At 50.1% G+C, this 17100-nt stretch carries 15 protein-coding genes; 2 read left to right on the top strand and 13 right to left on the bottom strand.

Annotated elements, in window-relative coordinates; translation table 11 throughout:
* Positions 1-45 precede the first annotated feature (45 nt).
* Together ACO6VE_RS18740 and coaE are read left to right on the top strand one after the other, a co-directional pair.
* Positions 46-927, top strand: a complete 882-nt coding sequence (locus ACO6VE_RS18740; protein ID WP_422446829.1) for a prepilin peptidase — start codon at positions 46-48, stop codon at positions 925-927.
* Positions 924-1556, top strand: a complete 633-nt coding sequence (gene coaE / locus ACO6VE_RS18735) for a dephospho-CoA kinase (RefSeq protein ID WP_422446831.1) — start codon at positions 924-926, stop codon at positions 1554-1556. Before ACO6VE_RS18740 ends, coaE begins: the two co-directional genes overlap by 4 nt.
* Before the next feature lie 15 nt (positions 1557-1571).
* On the opposite strand, the gene ACO6VE_RS18730 is transcribed toward coaE, so the two are convergent.
* The 13 genes from ACO6VE_RS18730 to ACO6VE_RS18670 form a co-directional block, all read right to left on the bottom strand.
* Complete coding sequence (locus ACO6VE_RS18730) at positions 1572-3194, bottom strand: NAD+ synthase (RefSeq protein WP_422462843.1); 1623 nt, start codon at positions 3192-3194, stop codon at positions 1572-1574.
* A gap of 188 nt (positions 3195-3382) precedes the next feature.
* Positions 3383-5473, bottom strand: coding sequence for an EAL domain-containing protein (locus ACO6VE_RS18725; RefSeq protein ID WP_422462841.1), 2091 nt, complete (start codon positions 5471-5473; stop codon positions 3383-3385).
* Between the two features lie 229 nt (positions 5474-5702).
* Complete coding sequence (locus tag ACO6VE_RS18720; RefSeq protein ID WP_422446837.1) at positions 5703-6179, bottom strand: pilus assembly PilX family protein; 477 nt, start codon at positions 6177-6179, stop codon at positions 5703-5705.
* Between the two features lie 139 nt (positions 6180-6318).
* Entirely contained in the window at positions 6319-6720 is a 402-nt protein-coding gene (locus ACO6VE_RS18715) for a type IV pilin protein (protein ID WP_422446839.1), read from the bottom strand.
* A gap of 96 nt (positions 6721-6816) precedes the next feature.
* On the bottom strand, positions 6817-7605 hold the full coding sequence (locus ACO6VE_RS18710) for a PilW family protein (RefSeq protein ID WP_422446841.1): 789 nt from the start codon (positions 7603-7605) through the stop codon (positions 6817-6819).
* A 3-nt stretch (positions 7606-7608) separates the two neighbouring features.
* Positions 7609-8205 (bottom strand): type IV pilus modification protein PilV, encoded by a 597-nt coding sequence (gene pilV / locus ACO6VE_RS18705; RefSeq protein WP_422462839.1) that lies wholly within the window; start codon positions 8203-8205, stop codon positions 7609-7611.
* On the bottom strand, positions 8202-8741 hold the full coding sequence (locus tag ACO6VE_RS18700) for a GspH/FimT family pseudopilin (RefSeq protein WP_422446845.1): 540 nt from the start codon (positions 8739-8741) through the stop codon (positions 8202-8204). Before ACO6VE_RS18700 ends, pilV (ACO6VE_RS18705) begins: the two co-directional genes overlap by 4 nt.
* Positions 8742-8858: 117 nt before the next feature.
* Positions 8859-9266, bottom strand: a complete 408-nt coding sequence (locus ACO6VE_RS18695; protein WP_422446847.1) for a type IV pilin protein — start codon at positions 9264-9266, stop codon at positions 8859-8861.
* Position 9267: 1 nt separating this feature from the next.
* Positions 9268-14061 (bottom strand): pilus assembly protein, encoded by a 4794-nt coding sequence (locus ACO6VE_RS18690; protein ID WP_422462837.1) that lies wholly within the window; start codon positions 14059-14061, stop codon positions 9268-9270.
* A 40-nt stretch (positions 14062-14101) separates the two neighbouring features.
* Positions 14102-14725 (bottom strand): pilus assembly PilX family protein, encoded by a 624-nt coding sequence (locus tag ACO6VE_RS18685; protein ID WP_422462851.1) that lies wholly within the window; start codon positions 14723-14725, stop codon positions 14102-14104.
* The gene (locus ACO6VE_RS18680; RefSeq protein ID WP_422462835.1) at positions 14725-15774 is read right to left on the bottom strand and encodes a PilW family protein; all 1050 of its coding nucleotides are present in this window, start codon (positions 15772-15774) and stop codon (positions 14725-14727) included. The genes ACO6VE_RS18685 and ACO6VE_RS18680 overlap by 1 nt, the downstream gene beginning before the upstream one ends.
* A complete protein-coding gene (gene pilV, locus ACO6VE_RS18675; RefSeq protein WP_422462833.1) occupies positions 15771-16283 on the bottom strand; it encodes a type IV pilus modification protein PilV in 513 nt (170 codons plus the stop codon). Before pilV (ACO6VE_RS18675) ends, ACO6VE_RS18680 begins: the two co-directional genes overlap by 4 nt.
* Complete coding sequence (locus tag ACO6VE_RS18670) at positions 16274-16900, bottom strand: GspH/FimT family pseudopilin (RefSeq protein WP_422462831.1); 627 nt, start codon at positions 16898-16900, stop codon at positions 16274-16276. Before ACO6VE_RS18670 ends, pilV (ACO6VE_RS18675) begins: the two co-directional genes overlap by 10 nt.
* Positions 16901-17100 lie beyond the last annotated feature (200 nt).

The following is a 17100-nucleotide window of genomic DNA, read 5'->3' as shown; positions in this document are numbered from 1 at the left end:
GGAGGACTGGCCAGCCATACTGATCACCATCAGGGAACTGTGTGAATGTCACCGATTATAGAACTTATAGAGACCTCAACCCCTTACCTGACCTTTGTGCTGACCATCGTTGGCTTGATTGTCGGTAGTTTTCTCAATGTGGTGATCCACCGGTTACCAATAATGATGGAAAGGCAGTGGCAGCAGCAGAGTGAAGCTATTTTACACCCGGAAAAGATACCGGATCCTCTGCCTGCTTTTAACCTTGTCGTGCCTGCATCTACCTGTCCTTCCTGTCAGCATAAAATCCGTGCCTGGGAGAATATTCCAGTGATCAGCTATCTGTTCCTGAGAGGTAAATGCTCAGCCTGCCAGACCCCGATTTCATTGCGCTATCCGGCCATCGAGATACTCAGCGCCCTTATGACGGTAATGATTGGCCTGACCTACGGCGTGACATTACAGACACTGGTCTTCTGTCTGTTCGGCTGGTCACTGCTGACCCTGACCATGATCGACTACGATACCCAGCTACTGCCTGACGATATTACTCTGCCACTGCTCTGGGCAGGCCTGATCGTCAACAGCTTTGGACTGGTGGTAAGCCTTGAACAGGCGCTGTGGGGAGCCATTGCCGGTTATCTGTCCCTGTGGAGTGTTTACTGGGTATTCAAACTGGTGACCGGCAAGGAAGGCATGGGCTACGGTGACTTTAAACTGCTGGCGGCGCTGGGGGCCTGGCTGGGCTGGATGAAGCTGCCCCTGATCATCCTGCTCTCATCACTGGTTGGCACTGTTGCAGCGATACTGTTGATCGTCAGTAAACGCCAGGAACGATCCAACCCGATTCCCTTTGGTCCTTATCTGGCCATTGCCGGCTTTGTTGCTCTGGTCTGGGGCGATCAACTGATTGCGGCTTATCTGAGCTTTTCGGGTTTGAACGGATGACCACTGTAAAATCACAGCAGCCCCGAGCTCAACAAAAGCGCCCATTTACGGTTGGAGTCACCGGCGGTATTGGCAGTGGCAAAACGGCAGTGACCGACTTTTTTGCCAACAAGGGAATTTGCATTGTTGATGCGGATATCGCTTCCCGCGTGGTGGTAGAGCCGGGAAAACCGGCTTTGGCTGACATTGAACGGCGCTATGGCCGGGAGATTTTGCTCGATGGCAGTCTTGACCGTAGAAAGCTGAGAACCATCATCTTTGCTGATGCTGATGAACGAAAATGGCTGGAAGGTCTGCTACACCCCCTGATACGGGATCAGATAATCCTTGAGCTGACCCATGCTGAATCACGTTATGCCGTACTGGTTTCGCCGTTGATGCTGGAAACCAGTCAGCATGAATTGGTGGACCGTGTGCTGGTCGTGGATGTGCCAGAGAGTGTTCAGCTATCCCGCACCATGGCCCGTGACCAGATGACAGAGGATCAGACCCGGCAGATTCTCAGTAGCCAGATGGAACGGCAACAGAGAGTTGGCAGAGCCGATGATATCGTTGATAACAGTGGCTCTATAAGCCAGTTGCACCGGTCATTGGATAAACTGCATCATTATTACCTGAGCCTCGCTTGAGGCTCAGGTGCTTCGTTAAACACCCGGTCTCCAGCCATTAGTTATCGGATAGCGACGATCCCGGCCAAACCCTCTTGGCGTAATTCTGACCCCAATAGCTGACTGGCGACGTTTGTACTCATTGATATCCACCAGCCTCAGAACACGATAAACCGTATCCCGGTCAAACCCTTCTTTCACGATGGATTCGGCACTTTGATCCTGTTCAATATAGAGTTCAAGAATGCGATCCAGCTCATCATAGGGCGGCAGGCTGTCTTCATCCACCTGATCCGGGGCAAGTTCAGCGGAGGGCGGACGGTCTATCACTCGCTGGGGAATCACATAGCCCCGGGTATTGCGATATTCGGACAGTTTAAACACCAGTGTTTTCGGTACATCTTTCAGAACATCAAAACCACCGGCCATATCGCCGTAGAGCGTGCAGTATCCCACTGCCATTTCACTTTTATTACCGGTAGTCAGTACCAGGTAACCCTTCTTATTGGAGATCGCCATCAGCATGACACCCCGGCACCGGGACTGCAGGTTTTCTTCGGTGGTATCCCGACCATAACCAGCAAACTCGGTACTCAGGGTGTCCATAAAGGCATCAAACATCGGTTCAATCGGCAGCACTTTATAGTCAATGCCCAGAATTTTCGCCTCTTCTGCCGCATCCTCAAGGCTCATATCGGAGGTGTAACGGTAGGGCATCATGACCGCCTGAACCCGATCTTTACCCAGGGCATCGGTAGCTACTGCCAGAGTCAGGGCAGAGTCAATGCCTCCGGACAACCCTAGAACGATGCCCTTAAAACCATTCTTATTGACATAATCCCTGACACCAGTCACCAGGGCATCATAAACCCTTGAGCAAACGTCGGGGATTTCAGCAACCTCTCCCGGTTCAAATGTCATAGAGCCTTTATCAAAGGCAACGCAGAACAGTTCTTCGGTAAACCAGGTTGCCCCAACAGCCACTTCACCATTACCGTTCATGGCAAAGGAGCCCCCGTCAAACACCAGCTCATCCTGACCACCCACCAGGTTGGTATAAAGGACAGGAAGGCCCGACTCCAGACAGCGCTCACGAACCACCTGCTGACGCAGTGACTGCTTGTTCATGTGGAAGGGTGACGCATTGAGACTGATAATCAGGTCTGCTCCGGCTTCTTTAGCCCGGCGAACCGGCCCCTGGTACCAGAGGTCTTCGCAAATCAACAGGGCAATATTGACACCTTTGCAGGCATAAATAACCGTGTTCTGACCTTTCACAAAATAGCGTTTTTCATCAAAAACCTGGTAATTGGGTAGATGCTGTTTTCCGTAGCGGGCGACAATTTCACCATCACGTAGCACCAGCGCCTGGTTTTCCAGACCATGTGGCCCCATCAGCGGGACACCGATAATCAAGTCAATACCCTTAACCACCCTGAGTCGGTTCAGCGCCTGTTCTACCCGTACAATGAGACTGGGCCGCAACAGCAGGTCTTCTGGCGGATAACCACAGAGGGTCAGCTCCGGAAAGACAACAACATCCGCATCCAGCTGATCCCGGGCCTGCTCGGCAGCCTCAATCACACGGGACGTGTTCCCGTCAATGTCGCCCACCACCAGATTCAGCTGGGCCATGACCATATTGAGCTTTGCTGACATGGAAATACCTGTCTATCCCTTGTTTAAACACATCTATCAGGGGCGGTATTGTCTGGTAAGTAATGGTGTCTGTAAATTGAAATACCCAATGAAGGGGATAAACCCATAAATCCAGGTGCTGAGAAACAGCCTCGAATCATGGGAGGGTGGGAAACAGCCATTAAAAGATGCAGGATGGCAGGGCGGTGTTACCCATCCGCCCCGAAGTCAAAATCCATGCGCTCTGAAGGGGGGTGCATATAGCTGCCCTGAATAAAATCGGCGCCATACTGCCAGACGGGGGTCATTTCTTCCGCTGTTTCAATCCCGGGCACAATCACTTTACGGCCACTTTGACTGAGATCCTGGATCATCTTTTGTAACTCCTGGGCATTTCCACCACTGCTGAGGTCTTCTGTGAAGGATTGGTCAAGCTTTACCAGGTCAATATCAAGATGAGCAATCCCCTCCAGTGGGTTAAGGCTGCAACCGAATTCACTGATCACTGTCTGGCATCCCATCGCTTTCAGAGTGCTGAAAAAATCCGGTATCTCTTCTGAGTAACGGGCCAGGTTCTGTTCACTCAATTCAATGGCAACAGCATCCGCAGGAATGCCCGCCGTTTTCAGAGCCGCCTTCATCCATGGGATAAATGTATCATCCGTTGCAGAACAACCACCGACATGCAGCAACAGCCGGGTATCACTCCCTTCTTTTCTTTTGGCTATCAATGCTTTACTGGCTTCAATCAGTTGCCACCGGTCCAGCTTGTTCCACAAACTGATTTTTTCCAGTTTGGGCCTGAATTCTGAAGCCTCATGTTCCTTTCCTTCCGGGTCGGTCAGGACAAAAGAGACTTCGTAATACTCAGATGGCGATCCTGCAAGGCAGATAACAGGTTGATAACTCAACCTGAATGTTTTGTTCTTTATCGCCTGGCCGACCATGCCTGCCAGCTGCTTTTCAACGGAATGAACCGAGCTGACTTTACGCTTCTGGTAAAAGCACAGTTGGTTGCCACCCTGCTTTTGTGCCAACACGGTGGCCTGACGACTTTGACCAGTCAATGTTTCAGCATCGCTGGCGGTATCGCTGAGAATAACAGCACCTATTGACAGCTTGACCGGTAACGGATGTTGATCAATGACAATATCCTCACCGGTAACGGCCGCCAGCAAACTTTCCATCAGTTCGGTAACGTCCTGTTCTTCCCCTTCCCGAAGCAGAGCGGCAAAGTTTGCCCCTCCCCGGCTGGATACATGATGCGTGGCGTCAAGATGTGACGTTATCTTATGTGCAACCGATTTAAACAGCTTCTGGCTAACCTCTTTCCCATGCTGTTCATGGGCGGCTTTCAGAGTTTCCAGATGGAGATAACATAGTGTTGACTTTCCTTTGCCTTCTACCGCTCTCTGGATAGCAATATCCAATGCCTGATCAAACAGTTTTCGGTCAAATAGCCCCGTTTCGGCGTCCGGCGCTGACTTTTCCAGGGTTTTATCTACTTCGTCCTGCTCACCTTCTTTCTCGCAGGGCTTAATCTGCAGACTGAGAGTGAACTCACCATTAAATGACGTCGGTGAGATCACTATGGACACAGGCACTTCTGAGCCATTGTGAGCGACTAAAGGACATTGAATAGCTGCCAGCGCCTGACCACTTTCTTCAATGCCCATGAGAAACGCTTCAACATCCTGCTGATCTTTGGTAATGATCAAATCCCTGAACAACTTTCCATCCAGAGACTCCTCTTCCGCCAGCCCCAGCAGGTTGATAAATGCCGTATTAGCAAAGCGGATGTGTCCATAATTAATATATACAACCGGATCAACCTGGTCATCGAGCAATAATTGACGCTGCTTTTCTGATTCATGCAAGGCGACGCTCATGCGTCGATGGTGTCGCCTGACCTTCAGGTCTTCGAACTCCTTCCGGGCAACCGTCAAAAGATATTCGTCATGCCCCGGTGGAATCACTGCACGGGCACCCATTTGAATAAGCGACAGTTCATTGGTTTCATCATCCGGGTTTATCAGGACGATACCCGGCAAATCAATGCCTTTCTGATTAATATCATCAAAGATTCGGGAATAAGTTAATGGCTCGGGAGGCTCTGCCATCAACAGTAGATCCCAGTGCTGCTGTCCGGACGTGGCTTCAGTGAGATCATCCAAAGAGTTGATCTGTTTTGCCCGAGTGGAATAACCAGACTCACGGAAAACATTCAGGAGCGATTCTGCTTCCCTGGTTGATGAGTCAATGATTAAAAAGCGAATTAAGTCTTTGTCGCCCAATGCCATGGTTATGCTTTCCCTGTTGATCTTAGAAAGCTATCGGCGGTTACCTGCTGAATTATATAGCGTAAAGATCATCGTCATGGGCTGTTGACGTTTCAAACTACGCGAGCAGGAATAGAGCAAGGCGGAGAGCCTGTAATACCAGGAAGAAAGAATTCAGTCATTGGCAATGGCGACATGGACTGGCATTTATTCAAGGACAGACAGGGAGCACGTTTATGAAATATCCGGATTAGCTCCCTGGTAATGTATCAACGAAGATAATCCCCATAGTCTGGCTTGAACTGGCTCCGTTCCCATTCAGCGTAGCTATGCTGTCTAACTCATAAACACGGCCGATGAATTTAGCAATGTCAAATCCGGGGGGAGGAAGGGTATTAGAAACATACCTGAGTGTAACCCTCTGACATATTCCAACTGCATTATTACACCCACCCGGATTAACAATAGGAGACAGAGTTTCCTGCTTCGCGGTGAAGGCGTTACGGAAGTGTACGGGATTGGCATCCAGGTAGGAAAATTGGCTTTCCAACTCATTGAAGGCAACCTGATATACCTCAATGGTTCGCTGTTCATTGCCTACTGTTACTTCTTCCAGCAATGCTGTTTCCATAACCATAAGACCGGAAAACGTCATAACAAGCAAGACAATCATAACGATTAATAAAAAAGAACCCGTCTGCTTGCGTTGCTCTGAACCGCTTACCATAATGACAGCCCGTATTAATGTGGTCTTCAAATGGTGCTATCGACTGATCATTCTGCCACATAATATGCATCAGGCTTTTCATCAGTGAAATTCCAAACGGGTTATTGCAAATCATCTGCCTGCTGACATCTTGCTAACATCACCGCCAGTGGCTTTGAGGTGTTCGAGCTCCGCGGCTGTCCAAAGTCATATTGCCATCTTCTGCCTGCAAACCCTGGGCAACAGCGGTTAACTGCACGCAGCGCTCCAGAGGGTCTGAACCACACTGAGCGGCCTGTATCTGGTAAGTACCACTTTCAGACTCTACAGGGCTTGTGGTGTCAAACCCTAAATCGGCCAGATTGGCAGTGTATCTCAACATCTCAGTGTAGTACCGTTCCTGCTGCTGCATGACATTCAACAGCATGGCAGCACCCTCACCTCTTTTTGATTCGGTGACATATTGACGATAGCTGGGCAGCATAATGCTTGCCAAAATACCAATAATGGCCACAACAATCATCAGTTCAATCAAGGTGAAACCTTTATTAACCTTATTCATCGGTTCTCTCTCCGGAACGCTTGGATAACGGTTATGGAGCCAATACTTCTGCAACAGTAAAAAGAGCCCTGCTTTTTTTCAGAGTAACTGTTCAAGCTAAAATCCTGCATTATTCAAACGGATGGCTGTGCTGTACATATACCTGGGCGTCTGATCATCCATTGTCAAACTGCCACTATCGAGCAGGTTATAGGTTCTGGACCTTCTATCAAAAACACGTGACTCCTTTCCAGCACTGACCAGCACGCCAACACGAATGCCTAAAACCTGTCGCCAGTCTGCCACCCCTGAGGCTGTCACATACTGGTTAATACTTGACTCCCCCGCCGGGGCAATCCCATAAAGTGCCTGCAATCGCTCCACACCCTGAACCAGTGCCTGGGCATTCCCCCGCGGAGTTCCCGTTAATGGATCATAACCACGGCAAAACAGGGTACTGATGTGATCGTTTGCATGGTCCGGGGCTACAAAATAGACGTCTGCTGTCAATGCCCCCGGGACAACGGTTGCTCCTGTACAGTCCTGAAGTTGACCATTATCACGATTTGGCACGGGCTCATATTGAATGGCCACTCTGTCACTGTTGGTACCACCACCTTCAATCGTACAGGTCGCCCCCCCTTCGCATCTTCCCAGGTAGAAAGGTTGTATTGAGCCTGCTCCGATCTCGGATCTGAAGCCGGCTCTACGAAACTCAGTACTCATGATATAGAGACTATGACGTCCGTTTTCCTGGGCTGTGGCAATAAACTCATTCACACTGGCGGAGCGACTATTGTTCACCATTAACTGTAAAGCACTGCCTGCGACTATCAGACCCATAAGAAAGGCCAGCATCATTTCTACAATGCTGAACCCCTTTTGATGATGAATTATGTTGGGCATTGCTCAATTCCTGACGTACCTGAATTCAACCTGCTGACGATCCCCAAGAACACCTTTTTCCGTTCCCCTTGCGGCCCAGGAAATCAGGACCCTGACTTTATCCGTCGGCAAACAGGAGCCATCACAGCTGATGTCGATTCTCGGTTCGATCACGATATTGGCACTGCTGCACATCAAACCATGAATATCAAACGCTGCCATTTGATCAGCATTACATGTGGTACCAATACAACGGGGAGGAGAAGCCTGGCAGTAGGACCCCAAATTGGCGGAGGCGTTTGATGATTCTCTCTGATATGCTGAGTTTGCCAGCCCGGCCGGGTTTAGCCTCATTACCTCAGCAGCGGCATTCACCATCCATACGGCCTGGGATCGCTGGATAGCGTCATGATTCGCTCGAATGGCCTGACTTTGCATACCAGTAACCGCGATTACGCCCCCTGCAAAAATCAGCACACCGACCATGACTTCAACAATACCGATCCCTTTTTGCCGCAAAGACCCGGGCTGTCTTCCTGTCTTGTGAAAAGCCGCAACCGAAAGGGAACCTGGTTCAGCATTTACGGGGCTGGCATGGGCAGGATTGATATGGTTGGTCATAAACAATTCACACCCTCACGCTTGCGAATCAACCCTGATCCTGAAATATTCACCAGTCGCTGAAACACTGGTCTTTTTGGCACCGAACATAACGTGAACCCACCCTGATGAACTGCGCTCCCCCTGGGTCTGAAACTGAGCACCTCAGCATTGCTGTGCCACAGAATTTCAACCGGGCTGCTGACCGGGTTATACACCCGAATAACCTCTTCACCCCAGTCAACATAGTTGTTGCCATTGCGGTTAACGAAAACAATCCAGCCATCTGCCCAGTTCACCCCGGGCTGACAGCCACTGCCAGTTGTAGAGCGACAGACGCTGACGGTTTCAGCACGCTTGATCGCTTCGCTTCTGGCCAGAACCGCACTGGCATATAGCCGCTGATTCACATAATCAAGCTTGAACCCTTCAGCAACCTGCCCGATGGGAATCACCAGATTGACCATGATGGCGATCAGGACAATCGTGATCATCATCTCTACAAGCGTGAAGCCACGATTGTATTTATGGTTTAACGATGTTTGAAGAAATAACAAACCCACCTACTTCCCTGTCGAGGACGCCTTTCTTTAAATCTAGGTGTGTGAGTTAAACCGACGTTCAGAAGTCGATAGACGGTACAAAAACAAGGATAAAAACTGGAAGTCGTCCGTTTATTTCCAGCACGCTTCCGGGGTCAGAACCCCTAAATGATCCACAGTAAACTGTGTACAACCTGAGTCCGTAGCCTGGACACCATTGCCCAGCGCAGTGGCTGTCAGGGTAAATGAGGAGTTGTCGGCTTCAACGCTCAGGGTGTAATAACCCTCGGGAGAACTGCTTCCACCGAGCATATCCATAGAGTCTGTATAGGTATGGTTAACGGAGTACCAGCGCTCCTGGGCAGCCATAGCGCCGGTCAGGGCGGCCCAGGCATCGCTGCGTCGAACTTCATACATATACTGGCTGTAGGAGGGATAGACGATACCTGCCAGAAGACCAATTATGGCGACAACAATAATCAGCTCGGGTAATGAAAACCCCTTTTCATGACTATTTGTCACTGGTTTATCTGTATTCATATCAATCAATCCATGGAATGCTGAAAATCTGCCACCAGCTCTGCCGTCCTTCCGAGCTGAAACTGTAATCAAGGTTTCTTGCAGTAATACTGCCACCGGCCCCCTGGGTCACCGCAGTCAGTTTCCCTCCTTCCCCCTGATGGGCCACCGGTGAAGAAGCATAACCGATCCCCAGACTCACCTTATTCAGGGAACGCTCCAGCTCCAGAGTATCCACAGGTACACTGCCCAGGACGGCATCAGGCGATGCGGTACCGGTCAGGTAATGCACAGCATAAAGTGAGCTTGTACCATCAATGGAACAACTGTCCGCAGGTGGACGGTATTCAGTAAACAGGATTTGGGAGAACAACCTGGCAGCGCTGTTCACACTTCGCCCGGCTGGGCCAGAGCCATCAACACTGAGAGGCAGCGTCCACCCCCCCTGCTCAGCGACCACCGCCTGTAAGGTACCGAAACTGTTGATGGTTCGGGAGCCTACCGTAAATGGCGTATAGGAGGAGTCTGACTTCTGCACGACATCACCATTGGTAAATACAACCACATCCCCCACATTGACCAGATTACTCTGGCTGACGGATGCATAGGTAAACTGCCTGGAGCTGTTCAACGGTTCCTGAACACCGTAGAAATAGTTGGCCTCAGTACTGCGATTGTCACCATTGGTCAGCAGCCGACCTGTTCCGGAGTATACCCAGAAGCTGTTGTCATCAGTCACGGTCATGGGGGGTGCCGTAATCGGCTGTCCGGCATCCATCAACACATTCAGGCTGGAGTTTTCCAGTGCTGATGTCAGCCTCAGCCTCATCAGTTTTCCACTCAAACCGATACTTCCTGTCTCAACCGTGCCAAAGTAAACGGCATCATCCTGGTAATCCCGGTCCCAGTCTTCAGCCACCATATCGCCTGCATAAGCCGTGGAATAGGAGGTCACAAGGGGATCAAAACCGGCAACAAAATTCTTGTTATTCAGATCATAAGCAAATACGCGAAGATTCTGATCCGACGTTCCCTGCTCCAGGGCTGATCTCAGGGCAGTAGACCCGCTGCCTGCTGGCCCGGAGCCAAACACCAGGTACCATTCGTTTTGTACCGGATTACTCCAATCGGTCTCGCCATTAACATCCGTACCAGCTTTCCGCCGTTTAACCAGCGCAGGCTGTGAGGTAGTAAAACCCAGATCAGCATGGGTAATTTCAGCCAGCAACGCCGGGGGCTGCTCGGGATCAGTGATATCCAACACCACCCAGGCAGAGCGCATGGTACGACTTTCACTGTCGATGGTGACATCAATATTGCCCCCTCCCAGTCTCATACCCACCACCAGAACCGTTCCCCAGCCACCAGGATGAGTGCTGTCATCAGCGAAGATATTGGCATCGAAGACCATCGGTTCCGAATCCATGTAATAAACATGGGGGTAATCGGTCTCAGTGAGCCAGCGAAGGTGAGGTAACAGATTCATTGGTGCGTAACTCCAAAGCTCTGAACCCAGCGGATGCTGTACCTCACCATGACTGGCTGTGCGCTCATAGCGGTAGGAACTCTCTTCCCAGAACCCGCCATTAAAGGCATGAATCAAACCATCGTTGGCTCCGACGTAGAGCACATGCCGCCGATTCAGGTATTGATTGCGGAAGGTTCGATAGCTGCTGTCGTTGTAATAGGCGTCGTAACGACTATCGGGTGCTGCCACCAGTCTGGGTGTTGAGTGAACGATATCCCCAAGGCGCCAGACTTCATCAATACCATCTTCATCAAAATCGATGGTACGGGAACGGGTGCCAGCCTGCTCTTCTCCCCGAACATAGTTAACGACAGTAGCGACTTCACTGGCAGAAACGCCCAGATACCCTTCATGTCCAGTAAAGGTTGAAGACATAAACGGCAGCTGTTCGTCATCATCCACCTGCTGATTATTATTGATATCCAGCCAGGTCAGCATATATCGGCCACCGGAGGCGAGCGCATCATAGGTTCTCTGATTGGTCAGATTACTCAATAAGGCCAGCTGTTCCCGCGCATCCCAGATCGTCTCAAGTGAAGCGAGTGATTTCAGCGGGCCATCGGCTACCCTGGTGACACCAAAATCGTCAGAGGTGTAACGTTGAACCATTGTCTGTCCGGCATTCGGATCAAAAAACAGTTCAACGATTTTATCTGAGCGGTAGTCATCCAGTTGGGCATTCCCGTTGCCATCTTCCCGGATATAGCCTTTGCTATCGATAAACAGTGAATGGAGAATACCGCCCCAGGTCACCGACTTGCCATTGATATCAAGGCTTGGCTGAAACAGTGCCTGATAGATAGCGCCAGTGCCTGTAGAGCTATTGGCAAACAGCGCCGCATTCGTTGCCGAAGAGACCCGACTGGAAATATCCTCCAGTACCTGCCCCAACTGACTGGCAAGCAAGGCTGGATTTCTGGCGAAAAAATAGTTATCCGGCAAGCCATCCGAGCCCAAGGCTCCCGTCACATTATTTCTATTGTCCCACTCACGATGATCATCGCTATCAGGGCTGCCATCCCCATCAGTATCATGATTGGGACTGCCATCGCCATCAAGATCGATAAAGCCACCGTATTTTGCCGCAAGAAACAGCGGTTTGGGCAACACGCCAGCAGCCGCTCCGGAAGCGGTAAAATCAGTAACCTTAAATGCGGTTGTTCCCTTGTAGGCATAATCAGTTTGCAGGCCATCACGCCCTGAACTCCCGGTAACGGTATAAGAGAAACGCATATTCAGACCGGCAAATACGCCATCCACCTGCACAGCCACTCTGACTTCATTGGCATTAAACCCGGTGGTATTCAGTGTACTGTCTGCTGTTTGGTTGCATTGGCTGCCAACACAAAACTTGATTCTGGAAGAGGCATCGTAGTCATAATCGTTACCCCAGAGAGAATCCTCCCAGGTAAACAGCAGAGCCCCCTCAACCACCTGCCCGGTCCCGTCCAGTATCAGTTTCTCCACCACTACATCGGTTAGCGTGCAATCACTGCCACTACCGGAAAAATTACCGCTACCACTGCCAAAATTTGCACTGGTCTGGCAAACCGGCTGAAAAGTAAAAAGCCTGCCATCCACATTCAACGTAAAGCTGGGCATGGTTTCGGCCAGCTCTATGGCATAGGTTTTCACTCTCTGATTGCCATCAAGATCTGTTCGCAGGTCTGTTGTGTTGCCATGAAAAGCCAGTCCGGACACTTGATAGCCACCTTCCAGCTGAGGGATTTCCGGACACAGGCCCACAGCATCGGAAAGACCAGACAAATACTTAGCAGTACATTGACGTGTACTACCCGTCCCCCCCACAAGATAATGACCGGCAAAACTGCCGCCATACTCATGATCCCCGACTTCATCCGTTTTACTATTAACAGAGCTGGTGCCGGTCATTCCCGGAAGATCAGAGCTACTGGACAGCTGATCAGTATCGAATGAGTTCAATCCCGTGGATAAAACAATAATCGAGCAGTTGGCACAGGCATTATCTGTTGACATTGGATTCGCCCAGCTCTCTCTGGACAGATTACTGACGAAGGCTCTGTCATTGGTGGTGTCGAAGCTACTGGTAGCCGTAGTTTCTCCGGCAAAGTAACGAAGCGCTTCCAGATACAGTTCCGCCAGAGGGTTCCCCCACATACTGCAATGACGTGAAGAGTAGGTGCCTCTGCTGGATTTAAACGCCGAGACAGAAATGCCGTAGCTATTACAATCTGTATATTTGTTTTGGGAAAAACTGTACTTCGCCAGCCTGAATTGATTGATGTTATGAATAATCCCTTCAACACTGGTAAAACGTCCGGAAGAAAGCTCTATTTCATCATCAGAACTCTGAGTGTTTCCGGCAATTTTGCTGATATTTCGCCGCAATACGCCACCGGAAATATTTTTATCATAAGAGCCACTGATTAAGCCAAAGCGAATATCCCCTGACTCACCATACTGCTGAAGCAAGCCTATGGGTTTGCTCTTGCCAGTGCTGTACAGCTTACAGCGATCGGTACTTGCGGCATCTTTACCGGTGACACAGGCGTTAATATAAACATCGTTTGTCGTTAATCTGTAACTGGTAGAAGGACTGTTCTGTGCGCCCCACTGGCACTGCTTTACTTCTGTAGAAGCCCATCGCGGCCAGGCCTCCCTGGCAACCCTGACTTCAGGCGTGCCATTTTCAGAACCGGCAACATTACAGAGACTGATCTCACTGTTGTTATAGGGCGTAAAATTCCCGGTGGGAATGCCTGAATCACTGCTCCTGTAAATTTTGACAAACGCATGCACATCCCTGGGGATATAAGCCCGTTCCAGTATCGTTTGATTATCGGTATCCGTGGATCGCTTTCCGCCAAAAAGCACCGTTCTGAGGATGTCCATCCGTGTCATGGTGGCCCAGTTCAGAAAGTTACCACTCCAGGGAGCCTGAGAGGTGGTGCAATAGTGCCCGTGATCACCGGTGGCCTGGGCTACCGGAGAATAGCGTCCGGAAGCGTATTGATAGCACCAGTTACTGTCGAAATACCCGAGATAGTCAAAACTGTCCACATAGCTGGTATCCAGTCGTCCATCCGAATTAAGGTCCGTGTAATCGCTGTACGCTTTTTTAAACAGTTCATGGTCAACGGACATCACCAGCATCACCAGTGGCTCTGATGTATTACTGATCAAGGGGGGCGTTGCGGCATAATCACTGGAAACCGCTTCAGCATTGGCCCGAAAAGACAACAGCACCAGCAGCCCGAACAACACGACCTGCCTGAAAGTAACACCATGTGAGGTATATCGATCCATGATCACCTCCACTTCCCTGTTAATATTCCCTAACTCAACATCAATTGCTTTTTTTATACGACGATTGAAGCATTACCTGCGAATCGCCTGAACCGCCCCTAGCCAGGGCGGTAATCCGATAGAACCTGGCCCAGTCCCCACGGTTGGCCGGATCTGGTAAAGGCCCTGATGCCTCTTTGGCGATATAGCAGCGAAACTCAATAATGTATTTGGCCCGGGCTGATATACCGCTGATGGTAACTGTCGTCACTCTGTGCCGATCACTCGCACTCCACAAGGTACCCGTTAACCAGGGCTCGGAAACACCTGGGTCACAGCTGCCAATATCGTCAATATCGCTTCCGGCAAAACAGTACCCATTGTCACAATTCACGCCAAAGCCTGATAAGGCCAGCGCATTGTCAGCAATAAAATTTTCCGCCTCTTTTAACGCCGCCTCTGCCGCATAAAATGCCATCTGCTGATCCTGATAATTACCACTCATCTTCTCTTCAAGCGTTGCCATTTTTACAGAGATCAAACCAGCAACCGTCATAACCAGCAACATCACCAGGCTGACCAGCAATATACTTCCTCTCTCACCTGTTTCCGGATGCAATAAACGGCTTCTCCTGAAAAACTCAATATGTTGTCTGATGCCTGCGGCAGTTAAAATGATTCCCATCACAGCCCCCGATTCCTGAGCTTAATGGTTTTCATAAAGCTCCGGCGAACGTATAGGTCATCGGGCAGCACTTGCTGGCCAGCAAAGAAATAGGCCTGAGCTTCCGGAGCCACTTCAGTGAAACTCCGAACCAGCAGTTCAAGCTTGACTGTAATAATCTGCCGCCACTCATCGCTGTAAGGTGTTATTTCACCAGCGGTCATATACCGGTTGACAACCCCGTCATTATCACTGTCCAGCCCATAACGAATACTCAGTCCTTCAATGCCTTCAACCAGCGCTTCTGTATTGATGCTATTGCCACTGGCGTATTCACCCGCCAGCTTTCGGTACAGTGTCGGTACGTTATTGCTCTCCCTCAGATAGAAGGCATAAGACTGCAAAGGTGCCATTCGTGATCCCTGGTGACTGATATTGCCGGAACCAATAGTACTGCCATGACAACTGAAGTTACCCTGTAACTGACTGATACAGTTGTAAAGGCTGCTACTGCCTGCTGCCGGATGCGTCACCACACTATTGGTTGTTGCCGCCCCTGCCCGGAAAATGGAAACCTGCCCACAGTCTGATGAAATCAGCGCCAGAAGATCACCTTCATCATGGCTACGGCTTTGTGCCAGTGTTGCCGAAGCAGTGCCAGTATTATGGCCACTGACCAGGGTGGACTGATTGCTATCAACACTATGAATAATAATGGCTTCCGAGATAGCATTGCTGTCCAGCTGCTGCTCAACACTGTTACCGGCAGGAATGCCCAGAACGCCTTTATCAAAATGCATCATCCACTGACGATTATCATTGTTGGAATAGACTAAATTCGCCAGCTTTGCCTGGGCAGGACAGCCGGTATATCCCGCAGTACTGATACTTTGCCCCAGAATATCCAGGGCCAGCCGACCATTTTCCTGAACCCGTGCCAGCTCATCCTGCAATACCCACGATCGGCTGGATGCCAGCACCAGATGGCCAACCCCGGTAAAAAGAATCAGACCAAGGACCAGGGCAATCATCATTTCAACCAGTGAGAATCCTTTCTCAATCCGCTTCATAGTATCCCCCTTAATACCACATCACTCAGGGGGACCCTGTTGCCCATATCCGGGAAACTGAGACGAATGATATACGTTCGAACACCCTCACTGTCCTGGTAGGTAATTGAACCCTTGCTTCCCGGAATCTGGCAGGTCAGCTGAAACTTCCATTGCAGAATATCGTAGGCCGCCATTTCCTGAGGACTACAGCTTCCAGCTTCGCAGCTGTCGGGGTAGCCGCTGTCAATGCATTGGCTGTATTCAAGATCATTCAAACCTGCATGATAACTGTTACCGCTTCTGGCCAGGCTGTTGTTGGCCTGAATACGATCCAGCATATCCGTCGCTAAAAAGGTAGCCTGTGATTGCACATAGGCTGACTGGTTATACTGCAAACTGCTGCTGTGCACCCCTGCCATACCAAGAATGCCGATCGTGATCACCAGCAGGCTGATCAATACTTCTATCAACCCTGCGCCCCGGTTTTTTTTCTCAGGGCTTTTGCTATGAACATCCTTCAGCCGCATGCGCCCCGCTCCTCCGTCCGGAGACGGCCTGTCATGCTGATGATAATTGCTTTGGCATCACTGTTACTGTCCTGGTCACAAACCTGAAAAGTGCCTGCCTGACTGGTCTGGCCACGGCTATTGAAGCGAAGGCGGTAACCACGATTCCACAGGATTGAGATAAGCTCTGACTGCCCTGCAACACGACGAATAACCTGATCACTGTCGTTCAACAGGCCATCATCACGTTCATCCGTAAAAATAAGCCAGCCGTGATGCCAGCCAGCGTTACTTTCATCGCAGGTCAGGTCATCCACAGTGCTACACAATGAAACGGTTCGTTGTCGTTTGACAGCCTCAGATCTGGCCAGCATCAAACTGCCATACAGTTCATCAGCCACATTATCGATCCGGTTATTGACGATAAGGGTTTTCATGCTCGGTGCAGACGCTGCGATCAAAATAGCCGCAATGGACAAAGAAACCAGCAACTCAATCAGAGAAACCCCCATTGCTTTCGAAGGGTTAAACCATTGATGGGGAGGATGACCGGGCAAAAAACAGCAATTGCTCTCATACCTTGTATGAGAGCTGGCAGAATGATGTGCTGAAAAACAATGCTCAACCTTGTACTTCATTGCCCAATCCCTGACACTCAGTCTCACCCAATATTTTGCTACCTGGTCACCAAAAGTTGTCACCAGGAGGATGTCAGGTGATAAAAAGCCGCCTTTGTCACTCCATTATTAAGCTTGCAGATATAAAGTGGTTACGTTTATCTTATTAATGGCTTTTTCCTTTGACCAATGGTTCACTGTGACACCAAAAGCCCCATAAG

This window comes from Endozoicomonas sp. ALB115, from assembly GCF_049310245.1.
Taxonomy (GTDB): Bacteria; Pseudomonadota; Gammaproteobacteria; order Pseudomonadales; family Endozoicomonadaceae; genus Endozoicomonas.
This window is presented reverse-complemented; position numbering and strand designations above follow the sequence as displayed.